This is a genomic window from Cryptosporangium arvum DSM 44712, from assembly GCF_000585375.1.
Lineage (GTDB): Bacteria > Actinomycetota > Actinomycetes > Mycobacteriales > Cryptosporangiaceae > Cryptosporangium > Cryptosporangium arvum.
This window is the reverse complement of the sequence record NZ_KK073874.1, coordinates 2,058,899-2,074,507: the sequence shown is the minus strand read 5'-3', so window position 1 is coordinate 2,074,507 and position 15,609 is coordinate 2,058,899. Positions and strand designations below refer to the sequence as shown.

Here is a 15,609-nt window from a genome sequence, read left to right as displayed (position 1 = left end):
GCTCGTTCGAGTTTTTGTCCCACCCTCCCCCTACGGTCAGCCCATGCAACAGCACGGCTCGTCGACCACAACCCCCAAGGGCTGGGTTCAGTCGACGTTCGACGAACTCGGCCAGCCGCTGCGGGACACCACGTTCGTCGTGGTGGACCTCGAGACCACCGGCGGCGCTCCCGGCGGTTCGGCCATCACCGAGATCGGTGCGGTCAAGGTCCGCGGCGGTGAGGTGCTCGGCGAGTTCCAGACGCTCGTCGACCCGGGGATCGGCATTCCGCCGTTCATCACGGTGCTCACCGGCATCACCGACGCGATGGTGGCCGCGGCGCCACCGATCCCGGAGGTACTGCCGGCCTTTCTGGAGTTCGCGCGCGGCACCGTGCTGGTCGCGCACAACGCACCCTTCGACCTGAGCCATCTGAAGGCCGCCTGCGAGGCCCACGGCATGGTGTGGCCGGGTTTCCGGAAGGTCGACACCGCCGTGCTGGCGCGCCGGGCACTCAGCCGCGACGAGGTACGCAACTGCAAGCTCAGCACGCTCGCGGCGTTCTTCCGCTCCCCCACCACACCGGTCCACCGCGCGCTGGCCGACGCGCAGGCCACTGTGCACGTTCTGCACAGCCTGATGGAGCGGCTCGGCAACCTCGGCATCCAGACCCTCGAAGAGCTCGAGACGTTCACGACGCAGGTGTCCGAGGCCCAGCGTCGCAAGCGACATCTGGCGGTCGGCGTGCCCAACGCGCCGGGCGTGTACCTGTTCCGCGACGCGCGCGACCGGCCGCTCTACGTCGGCACCAGCAAAGATCTGCGGTCGCGGGTGCGCCAGTACTTCGTCTCGTCCGAGCAGCGGTCGCGGATGGCCGAGATGATCAATGCAGCCGAACGCATCGAGGCCATCGTCTGCGCGCACTCGCTCGAGGCCGAAGTGCGCGAACTACGTCTGATCGCGGCGCACAAGCCGCCGTACAACCGGCGGTCCAAGCATCCCGAGCGGCGTCTGTGGCTGCGTCTGACGACCGACGCCTACCCCCGCCTGTCGGTGGTGCGTCAGGCCCGTGACGACGGCACGGCGTACCTCGGGCCGTTCTCGTCCCGGCGTTCGGCGGAGGCCGCGGCCACCGCGGTGTACGACGTCCTGCCGCTGCGTCAGTGCGGTGGCGTGCTGTCCACGCGCAAGACCAGCCCGGCCTGCGCGCTGGCCGAGATCCGCAAGTGCGAGGCGCCCTGCGAGCACCGCGTCTCGGTGGAGGCGTACGGACGCCACGCCGCCGCGTTCCGGGAGGCGGTCCAGGGCGATCCGTCGCGACTGGTCGAGCGATTGCTGAGCCGCATCGAGTCGCTGGCGGACCGGCAGCGCTACGAGGAGGCCGCGGTAGCCAGGAACCGGTTGTCGGCGCTCCTGCGCGCTGTCATCCGGTCGCAACGCACCCGGGCGATAAGCGTCGTGCCCGAGTTGGTCGCCGCGCGCGCCGACGGGGCCGGCGGCTGGGAGATCTCCGTGGTGCGGCACGGCCGGCTGGCCGCGGCCGGGGTGGCCGCGCGTGGTGTGCCGCCGATGCCGGTCGTCGATCAGCTCGTCGCCGCAGCCGAGACCGTGGAGCGCGATCCGGCCTCCGAAGGTCTCCATCTGGAGGAGATCGAGCGGGTGCTGGCCTGGGTGGAACGTCCGGAGACGAGGTTGGTGAAGGTCGACACGGTCTGGTCCTCGCCGGCGCGGGGGGCCGGGCGCTGGGCCCAGTTGGTCGGCCGCATGGAGGCCGGGCGGCACGGCGCCGATCCGTTCGGCGACCGGCGCCGTCTGCGCCCGGAATCGCGTCCGGCGGTGCCCGTCACGCTGGCCGCACCGGGGAGCTCTAACCTGTCCACTCATGGCGCCCGCGAACCCGAGTCGATTCCGCACGGTCCGGGCGGCGGCACACCGCACGGCGATCGGGGTGTTCCGGCGCCTCCCGCTGCGAGTGCGCCGCAACGTGGTCCGGCTGGCGACACCGAACTACACCCTCGGCTCGGTGGTGCTCCTCCGCGACCATGACGACCGCCTGCTGCTGGTCCGCCAGCCCCCCGCGACCGGCTGGTCGTTGCCGGGTGGCCTCCTCGACCGGCGTGAACATCCGCGGGACGCCGCGGTCCGTGAGGTGCGTGAGGAGATCGGGGTGTCGCTCGACCCCGACACGGTGACGCCGATCGTGCCGAACGCCCACGTCAACCCGTGGGTCCAGCAGGTCGACCTGATCTTCACCGCCACCGTCGACGCGGACGACGTCGTGCTGACCGTCGACGAGGTCGAGATCGGCGAGGCCCGCTGGTACGCGCTCGACGCCCTGCCTCCGCTGACCGGGCCGACGTTCCGCCTGCTGGGCCGAGCCGGCCTGGTCTCCCCCGACGCGACCCCCGGCGCTCCCGCCCCGGCGCCCGAAGCACTCCCCGGCTCCGGCTCCAGCACGAGTTCCGGCGCCAGTCCCAGCACCGATAAGGCCAGGGGTTCCATCGCCAGCACCACGGCTGGGATGAGCCCCACCGCTGACACAAGCACCACGGCTGGGATGAGCGCCACCGCTGGCACGAGCACCACCGCTGACACGGCGAATCTTCCGGTGGAGTCCACTCCCTCGGCCACCGATGCTGCCTCCTCGGCGGGGGACGGCGAAGGAGACGCACGCAGCGACTCGGAGGCGTACCCGGCGGAGGGCGGCACCCCGGACGCCGCCCCGACTGAGCTGGTGCGGGCCAGCGAGACAGAAGGCAGCAGCAAGGCAGCGGCGGCGGCAACCGCGAGCAGCACACTGACCGCCCCTGCCACCCCTGAGCGACGCAGCGACACGGACTCTGACACCGAAGCCGCCGCTCCGACCGCCGCTCCGACCGCCGCTCCGACCGCCGCTCCGACCGCCGCTCCGACCGCCGCGGAACGCAGCACCTCGGCCAGCGGTTCGACCACGTCGGCACAGGCCAGCGAGATGGGCACCCGCACCGAGGCAACGGTCCCAGCCTCGGAGGCCGCGGAACTCAGCGCCTCGACCGCCGCCACGGCCACACTGGTGCCGCCCAGCGAGACGGGAATCGCTACCGCTCCGGCGGCTGGCACGCCGGAACGAGCGACCCCGGACACCCGGGCCCCGGACACCTCAACTCCGGACACCTCAACTCCGGACACCTCAACTCCGGACACCTCAACTCCGGACACCTCAACTCCGGACACCTCAACTCCGGACACCCCGGCCCCGGACACCTCGACCCTGAACACTCTGACCCCAAACACCCCGACCCCGAACAACGCGGCGCAGGACAGCTGGACGAGCACCGACACCGGGACCGCGGACGGGTCCGCCGCCGACGTGGCAGCTCCGGGGGCCACCTCGGCGCCGGCCACGGTCATGGGTGCGGTGCTCGACGGCGGTGCTGAGCGCACAGATGCTGTCCTGGCTGAGCCCGGTGAGGTCTTCGGCGACCCCGAAGCCGCCCCGCACGCTGCCCCCAACAAAAACGCTGCCCTCCACAAACACGCTGCCCCCGGCACACACACCGGCCCCAAGAAGCACACCGACGCCGACCAACACGCCAGCCCCGACCAACACGCCAGCCCCGGCCAACACGCTGCCCCCTACGACGAAGAACCGGCGTGACCGCGCGCGGGCTCTGTGCGGTCGTGCTGGCCGCTGGGGCGGGTACTCGGCTCAGGCCGCTCACCGACCTGCTGCCCAAGGCGCTGTGTCCGGTCGGCAACGTCACCCTGCTCGACCGGGCACTCAACCAACTCGAGACCCTCGGGCTCAGCGGGCCCGATCTCGTCGCCGTGAACGCCCATCATCACGCTGACCAGGTGGTCGCCGCGGTGGCCGGGCGGGCGACCGGTTCGGTCGAGCAGCCCGAGGCGCTCGGCACCGCCGGGGCGATCGCCGCGTTGCGCGACTGGGTGAGCGGGCGCGACGTCCTGGTGATCAACGCCGATGCCTATCTGGCCGGGCCGCTTCCCGGGGAGTTTCTCGGCGGCTGGTCGGGTGAGCGGCCCCGGCTGCTCGTCGTCGAGGCCGGCGAGCGGCGGCGCGACTTCGACGAGTGGCGGTTCGCCGGGATCTCGCTGCTTCCCGCCACGGAGGCGGCCCGCCTGCGTCCGGAGCCGACCGGCCTCTACGAGGTCGTCTGGCGCGCCGCCCGGGCCGAGGGCCACCTCGAACTCACCCCGTTCGTGGGCACGTTCGTCGACTGCGGCACGCCCACCGATTACCTGACTGCCAACCTGCACGCCCGCACCGCCGACGCGAGCGATCCCGCCGGCATCGATCCGAGCGCTGTCGTCACCGGTGAGGTCACCGACTCGGTCGTCGGTGCCGGAGCCGTCGTCGAGGGGCGGATCACCCGGTGCGTGGTCTGGCCCGGTGCGCGCGTCGAAAAGCACGAAACGCTCACCGACGTCGTTCGCGCCGGAGACGGGCTCACCGTTCCCGCCTGAACCACGGTGGTTAGGCTGGCCGCACCGCGGGACGGACCGCGGAGGAGTCCGAGGAGCGTCCACCGTGATCACGTCGATCGTGATGATCAGCTGCGAGACCGACTCGATCCCCGAGGTCGCCCAGACCCTCGCCGATCTCCCCGGCGTCAGTGAGGTGTACTCCACCGCCGGGAACGTGGACCTGATCGCCATCGTGCGGGTGCATCAGTTCGACGACATCGCCGAGGTCATCGCCGGTCGCATCAACAAGGTGCCCGGCATCGTCGACACCGAGACGCACATCGCGTTCCGCGCCTACTCGCGCCACGACCTCGACGCCGCGTTCTCGATCGGCCTCGAGGACGCCGACTGACCCCACCGGCCGAAAAGCCGAAGCCGAAGGCACAGACGACGAAGGCCCCGCCGATCCTCGGATCGGCGGGGCCTTCGTGCTGACCGGTCAGTAGTTCCCGGAGTCCGAGGCCGAGGCTCCGCTCAGCTCCGACGGCTTCTTGCCGTCGGTGCCCGTGCCGACCGCGGTCTTCTCGACCTCCTGCGGCCGCTCGACCGGGATGAAGAAGCCCCGGACCGCGCGCCCACCGGCACCCAGCTTGTTCATCTTCTTCGGCACCGCGGCGCCGACGTACTCCAGGTGCGTGTGGCCGTGCTCGTCGGCCTCGCCGAGCGGCTGGTGCACCTCGATGAACTGGCCCGACGGCAGGCGCCGGATCATGCCGCTCTCCACACCGTGCGCCAGCACCTCACGGTCGTGCTGCTGCAGACCGAGGCAGATGCGGTAGGTGAAGAAGTAGGCCAGCGGCGGGACGATGAACAGACCGATCCGGCCCGCCCAGGTCGTCGCGTTGAGGCTGATGTCGAACTTGTCGGCGATGATGTCGTTGCCGCCCGAGAGCAGCAGCACGATGAAGAAGCTGATCGCCATCATGCCCAGGCCGGTGCGGGCAGGCGCGTCCCGCGGCCGCTGGAGCAGGTTGTGATGGGATCGGTCCTTGCCGTACTTCTGTTCCAGCCAGGGATAGGCGCCGGCGAGCGTGAACATCACGCCGGCCAGCACCACGGATGGCCAGAACATCGCGGGAATCGTGTAGCCGAAGCTGCGGAACTCCCAGGCCGGCATCAACCGCACCGCGCCGTCGAGCCACATCATGTAGAAGTCGGGCTGCGAACCGGCCGAGACCACCGCCGCCTCGTAGGGGCCGAACAGCCAGATCGGGTTGATCTGCACCAGGCCGCCGAGCCCGGCGATGACGCCGAACACCAGCATGAAGAAGCCGCCGGCCTTCGCCGCGAACCCGGGGAACATCCGGTGACCGACCACGTTCTGCTCGGTACGGCCCGGGCCGGGGAACTGGGTGTGCTTCTGCTTGACGAGCAGGCCCATGTGCGCGGCGATCAGACCGAGGATCGCCGCCGGCAGGAGCAGCACGTGGATGATGTAGAAGCGCTCCAGGATGAACTCACCCGGGAACTCGCCGCCGAACAGCGCGAACGACACCCACGTACCGACGACCGGGATCGAGTAGATGATCGCCGACGCGATCCGCAGGCCGGTGCCGGAGAGCGCGTCGTCCGGGAGCGAGTAGCCGAGGAAGCCCTCGAACATGCCCAGGACGAACAGCGTCACGCCGATGACCCAGTTCAGCTCACGCGGGCGGCGGAACGCACCGGTGAAGAACGTGCGGAACATGTGGACGAGCATCGCGGCGACGAACATCAGCGCGGACCAGTGGTGGATCTGGCGCATGACCAGACCGCCACGGACCTCGAACGAGATGTTCAGCGCCGAGTCGTACGCCTTCGACATCTCGACGCCCTGCAGCCGCGTGTACACGCCGTCGTAGACGACCTCGGTCGGCGACGGGGTGAAGAACAGCGTCAGGAACGTGCCGCTCAGCAGCAGGACGATGAACGAGTAGAGCGCGATCTCGCCCAGCATGAACGACCAGTGGTCCGGGAAGACCTTGTTGAACACGCGACGCATCGGCGTCGACGCTTCGAGCCGGTCGTCAGCCCAAGTTCCGACGGCCGCAGGTTTGATCTTCGGCAGCAAAGGCATTACGGACGCTCCCAGAAGGCCGGTCCGATGGCTTCCTTGAAGTCGCTCTGCGCGACGAAGTAGCCCTCTTCATCCACGGTAATCGGAAGCTGCGGCAACCGCCTGGTGGCGGGACCGAAAATCGGCCGGCAGCTGTCCTTGACGTCGAACTGCGACTGGTGGCACGGGCACAGCAGCCGGTTCGTCTGCTGCTCGAAGAGGCTCGCCGGGCAACCGGCGTGGGTGCAGATCTTCGAGTAGGCGAAGTAGTTGCCGTAGTGCGCGTTCTCGTAGCCCTTACGCGGCTTGAACTCCGCCGCGTCCTCCTCCCGGAGGTGGATGAGCAGCGTCGGCGAGTCGGCGTACTGGAGGCCGGTGCCGTGCGGGATGCCCGGGAACACCGTCTCCAGACCGCCGGCCGAGACCTCGCCCGGACGGATCGGGGTGCCGTCGTCACGGACCAGCCGGACGCCCTCCTTGAACCCGGTGGTCCAGAGCGGCGAGGTCTCGCCGTCCGGGTGCGGGTCCTTGATCAGGGCGCCGAGCGGCATGATCGCCATGATGCCCAGCGGCGCCGCCCCGAGGGCGAGCGCGCCCTTGAGCAGCGGACGACGCTTGATGCCGGTCTCGTCGACCATGTTCATGATCGTCGCGGCGGTCAGCGCCCGCTCGTCGAGATTCGGGTTGTTGTCGTGCCGGTCCTGGACCGAGACCTCTTCCGGCATCAGTTTCTTGACCCACACGATGATCGCGGCGCCCAGCGAGAACAGCGCGACGCCCATCGTGAAGCCCAGCAGCGGCGTGTACAGCTTGTCGGCGTGGTAGCCCTGCTCGTACTCGTACGGCCAGGCCACGTAGATGACGACGAACGCCAGCGCGGAGAGGCCGGTCAGCGCGAGCAGGAACGCGATCGTCCGCTCGACGCGCTTCTCGCGCTTGGTGCCGGCGACCGCGAACCGCGGCTGGTAGTGGACGATCTCGACGCCGTCCCGCCGGGCACCTTCACGCACCAGGTCGAACTGGCTGTGCTTCGGGTCGGTCGGGTCGAACTCGACCTCGGTGCCGCTCCCGTGAGACTCACTCATGACTTACCCGCAATCCACAGCGCCCCGAAGAGACACACCACGATGCCAATCGCGAAAATCACGACCATCTCCGGCACGGGGCCGGTGCGGCCGATTCCCCAGCCACCCGGGTCGGCGTCCGTCTTCTGCGTCTGGACGTAGGCGATGATCGCCTTCTTCTCGTCCGGCGTGAGCTGGTTGTCGCCGAAGACCGGCATGTTCTGCGGGCCGGTCAGCATGGCCGCGTAGATGTCCCGGTCACTCGAGGGCTCCAGCGACGGCGCGTACTTGCCGGAGGAGAGAGCGCCACCGTTCGACGAGAACGCGTGGCAGGAGGAGCAGTTCACCCGGAACAGCTCGCCACCGAGCGCCTCGTCGCCGCGCAGGTTGCCGTCCGGGATCTCCGGACCGCCACCGATCGACTGGATGTACGCGGCGAGCTGGTCGGTCTGCTCGTCGTTGAAGGCCGGCTGCTTGCGGGCGACCTGCGCCTCCTGGCGCGCGGCCGGCATGCGTCCGGTGGAGACCTGGAAATCGACCGAGGCGGAACCGACGCCGATCAGGCTGGGGCCACGGTCCTTGACACCCTGGGCGTTCTGTCCGTGGCAGGTGATGCAGCTCTCGTTGTAGAGCTTCTGCCCTTCGCGGACCGCGATCGAACTGGAGGTCTCGTCGGCCTGCCCGGTCGGCGCGAACGTGGCGTACGCCCCGCCGATCAGACCGAGCGCCACCACGAGCATGACGGCGCGACCCAGGCGCCCCGCTCGATTGCGGTTCCGGCCACCACGACGGGCGGCATCGGAGGCGGTCATGCCAGCACCTCGCTGCGCTCGGAGCCGCCATGACCGCACGGCGACTCTGCTGACCGGACCTCGCGCAAGCGCTCGGTCATTGAATCCACCTTGTCGTTCGGGGAACCAGTCGTGACTGACGGGGTCATTTGACGAAGTAGATCGTCGCGAACAGACCGATCCACACCACGTCGACGAAGTGCCAGTAGTAGGAGACGACGATCGCGCTGGTCGCCTGGGCCGGCGTGAACGGGCCGAGCGTGCTGCGGCCCATCATCAGCAGGAAGGCGATCAGGCCACCGATCACGTGCAGACCGTGGAACCCGGTGGTCAGGTAGAACATCGTCCCGTAGCCGTTGGCGGGGATCGTCACGCCCTCGTGCACCAGGTGCTGGTACTCGTAGGCCTGGCCGAGAACGAAGATCAGCCCCATCACGAACGTCAGCGCGAACCAGCGCCGAAGCCCGTAGACGTCGCCGACCTCGGCGCGGAACACACCGATCTGGCACGTCACGGAGGACAGCACCAGGATCGTCGTGAACACCAAGGCGTACGGGACGTTGAGGTGCTCCGTCTCCTCAGCCCAGAGACGCTGACCCGGGCCGGAAGCTCGGATCGAGAAGTACATCGCGAACAAAGCCGCGAAGAACATGAGCTCGCTGGAGAGCCACACGATCGTTCCGACGCTGACCATGTTCGGGCGCGTCAGCGAGTGGATCTGGCTCTTCTCGATACTGGTCGTGGCCGTCGTCACGGGAGCATTATGTCCCGCACGAATCCCAGCGCACGCACCGGGTGCCTACGTCGTGTCGTAGATTCCGGCCTAAGGTGGATGACGTGTCGGCCCCCACTGCTCTGACCAGCATTTCGGCCAGCTCCGAGCTAGCGCCGTTTACTCCGGCAACGCTGTTCACTGCCGCCAACCTCGACCAGTGGATGGCGATCGCGCTCGTCGCCGCCGCCGGCCTGTACCTCTACGGCGTCCACAAGTTGCGGGCCCGCGGCGACCGCTGGCCGATCGGACGAACACTCGCGTTCGTCCCCGGCGGGCTGGGCATCGTCGCGGTCGCGACGCTCTCCGGGCTCGGCACCTACGACGACACGCTGTTCAGCGCGCACATGATCCAGCACATGCTGCTGAGCATGGTGGGGCCGATCCTGATGGCGCTCGGCGCGCCGGTGACGCTGGCCCTGCGCACGCTCCCGGCGAAGCCGAAGAGCTGGCTGCTCAAGTTCCTCCACAGCCGCTACTTCCGGCTCATCAGCCACCCGCTGATCGCGTTCACGTTCTTCATCGCGACGCCGTACGCGCTGTACCTCTCCGGCTGGTACCCGGCGACGCTGACCAGCACCTGGCTGCACGAGTTCACGCACGTGCACTTCATGGTCGTCGGTTCGCTGTTCTTCTGGCCGCTGATCGGCCTGGACCCGCTGCCCGGCCGGTGGCCCTACCCCGCGCGGGCGCTGATGATGATCATCTCGATGCCGCTGCACGCGGTGCTCGGCGTGATCATCATGCAGATGGCCGGCCGGATCGCCACCGCGTACTACGAGGGCCTGAACCTGAGCTGGATCTCCCCCGAGATGGATCAGCAGGTCGGCGGTGGCCTGCTGTGGGCCTCCGGCGACCTGATCAGCCTGCTCATGCTGGCCGCGTTCGTCACCCAGTGGATCCGCTCGGACGAGCGCACCGCGGCACGCATCGACCGCCAGCTCGACCGCACCACGGGTGAGGACAACGCGCTGGAGGCGTACAACGCGCACCTCGCCCGGCTGGCGGGCAGGCCGGTCACCGACCAGCGCTAGGATCCGCTCACAACGTCCCCCGCAGCCGTCGCCCGTCGGGAGCCCCACCATGACGAACGCCTCGCCCGCCACCGTTCTCGTCTACAGCGACGACGCGGCCGTCCGGGAGCGGATCCGGATGGCCGTCGGGCGCCGGCCCGCGGCCGACATCGGTCCGATCACCTGGGTCGAGGCGAGCAGGGGCGACGAGGTCGTCCGCCTGGCCGACGCCGGTGGGCTCGACCTCCTCCTGCTCGACGCCGAGGCGTGGCCGACCGGGGGCATGGGCATCTCCCGCCAGCTCAAGCACGAGATCGACGACTGCCCGCCGGTGGGTATCGTGCTGGCGCGCAAGGTCGACCGCTGGCTCGCGACCTGGTCGGAGGCCGACGCGGTGCTCTCCCACCCGCTCGACCCGGTCTCCGCGGCCACCACCGTCGCCGACGTGTTGCGCACACAGCTGGGCGTCGTCGCACGATGAACCACACCTGGCCTTCGCTGCTCAACACGCTGCTGGCCCGCGAGGCGCTGGCGCCCGAGCAGACCAGCTGGGCGATGTCCAGGATCATGGCCGGCGACGCCACCCCGGTCCAGATCGCCGCGTTCGCGATGGCGCTGCGCTCGAAGGGTGAGACCGCGGCGGAGATCAGCGGGCTGGTCGCGGGAATGCTCGCGGCCGCGACGCCGATCGACGTCTCGCCGGACGCGGTCGACATCGTCGGTACCGGCGGGGACCAGGCCCACACCGTCAACATCTCGACGATGGCCGCGATCGTGGTGGCCGGCGCCGGCATTCCCGTCGTGAAGCACGGCAACCGGGCCGCTTCCAGCAGCACCGGCGCCGCCGACCTGCTGGAGTACCTCGGCGTCCCGATCTCGATGACGCCTGAGCTGGCGTCGGTGTGCGTCCGCGAGGCCGGGATCGCGTTCTGCTTCGCGCCGATCTACCACCCCGGGATGCGCCACGCCGGCGTCCCGCGGAAAGAGATGGGCGTCCCGACGTTCTTCAACTTCCTCGGGCCGCTCACCAACCCCGGCCGGGTCCGGGCCAGCGCGGTGGGCTGCGCGAACCTGCGGATGGCTCCGGTGATGGCCGAGGTCTTCGCGCAGCGGGGCGCCTCCGCCGTGGTGATGCGGGGCGAGGACGGCCTGGACGAGTTCACCACCACCGCGCCGACCCGGCTCTGGGTCGTCGCCGACGGTTCGGTCACCGAGACCGTGCTGGACGCCGCCGACCTCGGGATCCCACGGGCCGCCCGGGAGGACCTCCGGGGCGCCGACGCGGCGTTCAACGCGAAGGTCGCCCGATCCGTCCTGGCCGGCGACCGCGGCCCGGTACGCGACGCTGTCGTCCTCAACGCCGCCGCCGGTATCGCGGCCTACGACGGCTTCTCCGGGGGCCTGGAGGCCTCGCTGCGGGCCGGTCTGGAGAAGGCCGCCACGTCGATCGACTCCGGCTCCGCCGGCACCGCGCTGGACCGCTGGATCGCCGTCGCCACCCAGGGCTGAGCGCCCTCGCGTGACCAACACAACGTTTGCACGCGCTCGCTGCGGCAACCGGCTCGGTTTACCGTTGCCGCAGGTGAGCCGCGTGCGAACAGCACACGGCCACGAGACAACAGTGCGTGAAGAAATGCTGACGAAACGTTCCGTCAGACCGGACCCGATGGGACACTTAGCCCGTGCCGCCCCCTCTCCCCCCGCGGGTTGCCGCCGCGGTGGCGGCGACCGTCGCAGAGCTCGTTGCTGCCGGAACCTCCGGCGTCGTGCTGCTCGGTAGCCAGAGCCGCGGCGATGCCCACGAGCACAGCGACGTCGATCTGGTGGCGCTGGGGAGCGGGCCGGAGTACACCCACCGGCAGCTCGGTGGCCTGCTCATGTCGGTGTCCTGGCGTACCGGAGATGCGGTGCGGGTCTCGTTCGCCGATCCCAAGCTCGCCGGGAGCACGGTTCCCGGCTGGCGCGGCGCGGTGATCCTGCACGACGCCGAGGGCACCGCGAACGAACTCGTCGCCGAGGCCGGGGCGTGGCGCTGGTCGGACATCGAGGGGCCCCGCCGGGCCTGGATCGCCGGGCAGATGACCGGGCGGGCCGAGGTCGTGCAACGCCTGGTGGGTTCGCTGGCCGCGGGGCGGCGCACGTCCGCCGCCGTGACGCGCAACCGCCTGGCCACCCGCTTACCCGTGGTCGCCGCCGTGCACCACCGGATCCTGTACGACAGCGAGCACCGGCTGTTCGACCTGGTCGCCGACGCCATGGGGCCGTCGTGGCGCCGCTCGCAGGACGCCGCCCTGGGGCTGCGGGGCGAGCAGCTCCCCGACTCCTGCCGAGCCGCACTGGGCCTCTACGCCCAGCTCGCTCCGGTCGTCGAGCCCTACCTCACCCCCGACCAGCAAGCGGTCGTCCGCTCCGCCGCCGAACTCGCCTGGGCCGCCCAACACGCTGCCTGAGGGCGGCCCGCTCAGGACGACGCTGACAGGCGAGCGCGCCGACGCCGGACAGCAGGCCAAAGGTCACGTCGTCGGCGCGCTCGGCTGCCCGCGTCGCCCTGAGCGGGCTCCACGTTCGAACAAAAAAAGCCGGCCCCCCTGCGGGGGGGCCGGCTTTCTCGCTAGCGCTCGATCAGTGCTCGCCCGTGCGGGTGTAGTACTCGAAAAGCAGGCCCGTCACGGCGAACAGGACCGCGATGACGCCGAGGGCGATCAGCCACGGGAACCAGTACGCGACACCCAGGCCGGCGATGCTCGCGGCCACCGCGATGCCGAACGGCCAGTAGCTGCCCGGGCTGAAGAAGCCCAGGTCACCGGCGCCCTCGGAGATCTCCGCGTCCGACCGGTCCTCCGGCCGGGGCTCGATGCGCCGGGCGACGAGCGAGAAGAACTGACCACACATGCCGCACAGCAGACCCGACAGGATCAGCGCGACCACGCCGACCCACTCGGTGCCCTCGTCGATCTTCGACGTCCAGACGCCGTACACCGCCGCCATCGCGAACAGGAACAGGGCGAGCAGGTTGAAGATCCTGGATTCGCTCTTCATTGCCGCTTCTCCTAGCTCGGCTGACGCGCGGTGCGGTCGGTGTTGAACGGCGTCGTCGTGGTGGCGACGGGCGACTCACCGATCTGCTGCAACGCGTCGTGGGTCGACGCCCCGGTCTTCTTCGCTTCGATGAACTGGTCGAACTTCTCCGGCGTGACCGCCCGGAGCTCGAAGTTCATGTTGGCGTGGTAGGTGCCGCACAGCTCGGCGCACCGGCCGACGTACGCACCCTCTTCACCGGAGTTGATCGTCGCTTCGAACGAGTTCGTCCGCCCCGGGACCACGTCGCGCTTGAACAGCAGCGCCGGCACCCAGAAGGAGTGGATGACGTCGTTCGACGTCTCGACGAACCGGATCCGCTGGCCGGTCGGCACGACCAGCACCGGGATCTCCTCGGTGGACCCGACGGTGCCGATCGGCTGCCGATCGGTGTCGAGCTCCTCCGGGTAGAGGAACTGCCAGTTCCACTTGAAAGCGACGACCGAGACCGTGACGTCCGGGTTGGCCTTCTGCTTGTCCACGTACGTCTGGACGATCGCGGTGTAGTAGAAGAGCACCGCGATGATCAGGAACGGGACCGCCGTGTACAGGATCTCGATCGGCAGGTTGAACCGCGTCTGCACCGGCAGTTCGTCGCTCTTCTTGCGGTAGCGGATGACCGCCCAGAAGATCAGGCCCCAGACGAACACTCCGACGGCGAGCGCGGCGATGACCGAGCCGGTCCAGAGGTCCATCATCTGCTCGGCCTGTGGGGTGATGCCCTTGGGCCACCCGAACCGGAGCACTTCCTCGGTGGAGCAGCCGGACAGCAGCAGCGCCGACGCCCCGGCAATGCCGGTGACAGCGACGATGCGCCCGGCCCGAGAACGCCGACTACGACGCTCGGCACTCGCTGACGGGTTTGCCCCCACCAGTCGCCCTCCTCATCGGCGCCCGACGACCTGCTTGAGTCGGGTCTCAATCCCTTCGACCGAACGTAGACTACTGGACCCCCGAGACGCGGACCCGCAGGGGTCGCCGACGCGCCGGGGGTAGCGTTTCGATCCGTGTCCGACCAGCCGGTACCACCAATACGGACGTACTTCGACGCTGCCACGGCCGTGCCTCTCCACCCGGTGGCCAAACAGGCGCTCGCGGCCGCGCTCGAGGACGGCTGGGCCGATCCGGCCCGCCTGTACACCGAGGCCAGGCGGGCCGGGCAACTGCTCGACGCCGCCAGGGCCGTGGTCGCCGAGGTGATCGGCGCGCGCCCGGACGAGGTCACGTTCTGCGCGAACGGCACGGTGGCCGCTCACCTCGCCGTGCTCGGCGGGCTGGCCGGGCGGCGCCGGGCCGGCTCGGTGTTCGTCCACTCGGCGGTCGAGCACTCGGCCGTGCTCCACGCGGCCGAACAGCACGACGCGGCCCAGCAGGCCGCGGGAACGACCGGTACGTCCGTACCGGTGGGAGTGGACCGCGCGGGCCGAGTGTCCACGTCGGCCTTCGCCGAAGCGGTCCGCGCGCCCGGGGTCGCGCTGGCCGCGCTGATGAGCGCGAACCACGAGGTCGGCACCGCGCAACCGGTCTCCGAGGTCGCGGCGGCGTGCGCCTCGGCGGGCGTTCCCCTCTTCGTGGACGCCGCTCAGACGCTGGGCCGGGCGCCGGTGCCGGGCGGCTGGTCGTTGATGTCCGGGAGCGCGCGGAAGTGGGGCGGCCCGGCCGGGGTGGGCGTCCTCGTCGTGCGTACCGGCACGCGCTGGACCACGCCGTACCCCGCCGACGAACGGGAGCGCGGCCGTTTCGCGGGGGCGTCGAACCTGCCGGCGATCGTCGCGGCCGCCGCCTCGCTGCGCGCGGTCCACGCCGACGCCGCCGCCGAGGCCGCACGGCTCGGCCCGCTCGTCGATCGCATCCGGGAACGGGTGGCGGCCACCGTGCCGGACGTCGAGGTGGTGGGTGACCCGGTCGACCGGCTGCCGAACCTGGTCACGTTCTCGTGCCTCTACGTGGACGGTGAGGCGCTGCTGCACGCGCTGGACGCGCGGGGGTTCGCGGTGTCGTCCGGGTCGTCGTGCACGTCCTCGACGCTCTCCCCGTCGCACGTGCTCGAGGCGATGGGCGTGCTCAGCCACGGCAACGTGCGGGTGTCGCTGCACTCCGGCACCACCGGGGCCGAGGTGGAGCGGTTCCTCACCGAACTGCCGGCGATCGTCGCCGAGCTGCGCGCCACCGCGGGGGTGACCGGGCTGTGACGCCGGATCTCATTCTCGACTGCCTGGGCCTGCGCTGCCCGCTCCCGGTGATCCACCTGGCCAGGCGCATCGGCGAGGTGGAGGTCGGCGGGGTCGTCCGTGTCCTCGCCGACGATCCGGCCGCCCGGAACGACGTCCCGGCCTGGTGCCGCTTGAAGTCGCACGAGTACCTGGGCTCCGACGGCACGGCTCACGACGTCCGCCGGGTGCAGTAGTTGTT

At 70.1% G+C, this 15,609-nt stretch carries 16 protein-coding genes; 10 read left to right on the top strand and 6 right to left on the bottom strand.

All coding sequences use genetic code 11. From position 1 onward, the window contains the following. Positions 1 to 43: 43 nt before the first annotated feature. The 4 genes from CRYAR_RS09640 (at position 44) to CRYAR_RS09625 (ending at position 4,796) form a co-directional block, all read left to right on the top strand. Positions 44 to 2,026, top strand: coding sequence for a DEDD exonuclease domain-containing protein (locus CRYAR_RS09640; protein ID WP_063725692.1), 1,983 nt, complete (start codon positions 44 to 46; stop codon positions 2,024 to 2,026). Continuing rightward, positions 2,004 to 3,617 carry an NUDIX hydrolase gene (locus CRYAR_RS47980; protein WP_169744967.1) on the top strand — a complete coding sequence of 538 codons (1,614 nt, stop codon included), beginning with the start codon at positions 2,004 to 2,006 and terminating at the stop codon, positions 3,615 to 3,617. Before CRYAR_RS09640 ends, CRYAR_RS47980 begins: the two co-directional genes overlap by 23 nt. After that, a complete protein-coding gene (locus CRYAR_RS09630; protein WP_035849989.1) occupies positions 3,614 to 4,444 on the top strand; it encodes a sugar phosphate nucleotidyltransferase in 831 nt (276 codons plus the stop codon). Before CRYAR_RS47980 ends, CRYAR_RS09630 begins: the two co-directional genes overlap by 4 nt. Positions 4,445 to 4,508: 64 nt before the next feature. Next, the gene (locus CRYAR_RS09625) at positions 4,509 to 4,796 is read left to right on the top strand and encodes an Lrp/AsnC family transcriptional regulator (protein WP_035849987.1); all 288 of its coding nucleotides are present in this window, start codon (positions 4,509 to 4,511) and stop codon (positions 4,794 to 4,796) included. A gap of 87 nt (positions 4,797 to 4,883) precedes the next feature. On the opposite strand, the gene qcrB is transcribed toward CRYAR_RS09625, so the two are convergent. From qcrB to ctaE, 4 genes are all read right to left on the bottom strand, one after another. Then, positions 4,884 to 6,500 (bottom strand): cytochrome bc1 complex cytochrome b subunit, encoded by a 1,617-nt coding sequence (gene qcrB, locus CRYAR_RS09620; RefSeq protein WP_035849985.1) that lies wholly within the window; start codon positions 6,498 to 6,500, stop codon positions 4,884 to 4,886. Then, complete coding sequence (qcrA, locus tag CRYAR_RS09615; RefSeq protein WP_035849983.1) at positions 6,500 to 7,564, bottom strand: cytochrome bc1 complex Rieske iron-sulfur subunit; 1,065 nt, start codon at positions 7,562 to 7,564, stop codon at positions 6,500 to 6,502. The genes qcrB and qcrA overlap by 1 nt, the downstream gene beginning before the upstream one ends. Continuing rightward, positions 7,561 to 8,355, bottom strand: coding sequence for a cytochrome bc1 complex diheme cytochrome c subunit (gene qcrC / locus CRYAR_RS09610; protein ID WP_035849981.1), 795 nt, complete (start codon positions 8,353 to 8,355; stop codon positions 7,561 to 7,563). The genes qcrA and qcrC overlap by 4 nt, the downstream gene beginning before the upstream one ends. Before the next feature lie 124 nt (positions 8,356 to 8,479). Continuing rightward, the gene (ctaE, locus tag CRYAR_RS09605; RefSeq protein WP_084700287.1) at positions 8,480 to 9,088 is read right to left on the bottom strand and encodes an aa3-type cytochrome oxidase subunit III; all 609 of its coding nucleotides are present in this window, start codon (positions 9,086 to 9,088) and stop codon (positions 8,480 to 8,482) included. A gap of 83 nt (positions 9,089 to 9,171) precedes the next feature. Between ctaE and CRYAR_RS09600 the strand changes: the two genes are divergently transcribed. The 4 genes from CRYAR_RS09600 to CRYAR_RS09585 all read left to right on the top strand — a co-directional run bounded on the left by CRYAR_RS09600 (position 9,172) and on the right by CRYAR_RS09585 (position 12,569). Continuing rightward, positions 9,172 to 10,140 carry a cytochrome c oxidase assembly protein gene (locus CRYAR_RS09600; RefSeq protein WP_211247363.1) on the top strand — a complete coding sequence of 323 codons (969 nt, stop codon included), beginning with the start codon at positions 9,172 to 9,174 and terminating at the stop codon, positions 10,138 to 10,140. Between the two features lie 49 nt (positions 10,141 to 10,189). After that, positions 10,190 to 10,600 carry a hypothetical protein gene (locus CRYAR_RS09595; RefSeq protein ID WP_035849980.1) on the top strand — a complete coding sequence of 137 codons (411 nt, stop codon included), beginning with the start codon at positions 10,190 to 10,192 and terminating at the stop codon, positions 10,598 to 10,600. Next, positions 10,597 to 11,628, top strand: a complete 1,032-nt coding sequence (gene trpD / locus CRYAR_RS09590; RefSeq protein WP_035849978.1) for an anthranilate phosphoribosyltransferase — start codon at positions 10,597 to 10,599, stop codon at positions 11,626 to 11,628. The genes CRYAR_RS09595 and trpD overlap by 4 nt, the downstream gene beginning before the upstream one ends. Positions 11,629 to 11,801: 173 nt before the next feature. Continuing rightward, positions 11,802 to 12,569 (top strand): nucleotidyltransferase domain-containing protein, encoded by a 768-nt coding sequence (locus CRYAR_RS09585; protein ID WP_157017544.1) that lies wholly within the window; start codon positions 11,802 to 11,804, stop codon positions 12,567 to 12,569. A 172-nt stretch (positions 12,570 to 12,741) separates the two neighbouring features. On the opposite strand, the gene CRYAR_RS09580 is transcribed toward CRYAR_RS09585, so the two are convergent. Both CRYAR_RS09580 and ctaC read right to left on the bottom strand, forming a co-directional pair. Continuing rightward, entirely contained in the window at positions 12,742 to 13,158 is a 417-nt protein-coding gene (locus CRYAR_RS09580; RefSeq protein WP_035849974.1) for a cytochrome c oxidase subunit 4, read from the bottom strand. Between the two features lie 11 nt (positions 13,159 to 13,169). Continuing rightward, a complete protein-coding gene (ctaC, locus tag CRYAR_RS09575) occupies positions 13,170 to 14,069 on the bottom strand; it encodes an aa3-type cytochrome oxidase subunit II (protein ID WP_051569971.1) in 900 nt (299 codons plus the stop codon). Between the two features lie 135 nt (positions 14,070 to 14,204). Here ctaC and CRYAR_RS09570 point away from each other — a divergent pair, with 135 nt between their 5' ends. Together CRYAR_RS09570 and CRYAR_RS09565 are read left to right on the top strand one after the other, a co-directional pair. Continuing rightward, a complete protein-coding gene (locus CRYAR_RS09570) occupies positions 14,205 to 15,389 on the top strand; it encodes a cysteine desulfurase family protein (protein ID WP_281174560.1) in 1,185 nt (394 codons plus the stop codon). Beyond that, positions 15,386 to 15,604 carry a sulfurtransferase TusA family protein gene (locus CRYAR_RS09565; protein ID WP_035849973.1) on the top strand — a complete coding sequence of 73 codons (219 nt, stop codon included), beginning with the start codon at positions 15,386 to 15,388 and terminating at the stop codon, positions 15,602 to 15,604. The genes CRYAR_RS09570 and CRYAR_RS09565 overlap by 4 nt, the downstream gene beginning before the upstream one ends. Positions 15,605 to 15,609: the final 5 nt, after the last annotated feature.

Bases quoted from the DNA above. Each gene is read 5' to 3' on its own strand.
- qcrA (WP_035849983.1), bottom strand. From the start codon at position 7,564: ATGAGTGAGTCTCACGGGAGCGGCACCGAGGTCGAGTTCGACCCGACC.
- qcrC (WP_035849981.1), bottom strand. From the start codon at position 8,355: ATGACCGCCTCCGATGCCGCCCGTCGTGGTGGCCGGAACCGCAATCGA.
- trpD (WP_035849978.1), top strand. From the start codon at position 10,597: ATGAACCACACCTGGCCTTCGCTGCTCAACACGCTGCTGGCCCGCGAG.
- qcrB (WP_035849985.1), bottom strand. From the start codon at position 6,500: ATGCCTTTGCTGCCGAAGATCAAACCTGCGGCCGTCGGAACTTGGGCT.
- CRYAR_RS09580 (WP_035849974.1), bottom strand. From the start codon at position 13,158: ATGAAGAGCGAATCCAGGATCTTCAACCTGCTCGCCCTGTTCCTGTTC.
- CRYAR_RS09595 (WP_035849980.1), top strand. From the start codon at position 10,190: ATGACGAACGCCTCGCCCGCCACCGTTCTCGTCTACAGCGACGACGCG.
- CRYAR_RS09640 (WP_063725692.1), top strand. From the start codon at position 44: ATGCAACAGCACGGCTCGTCGACCACAACCCCCAAGGGCTGGGTTCAG.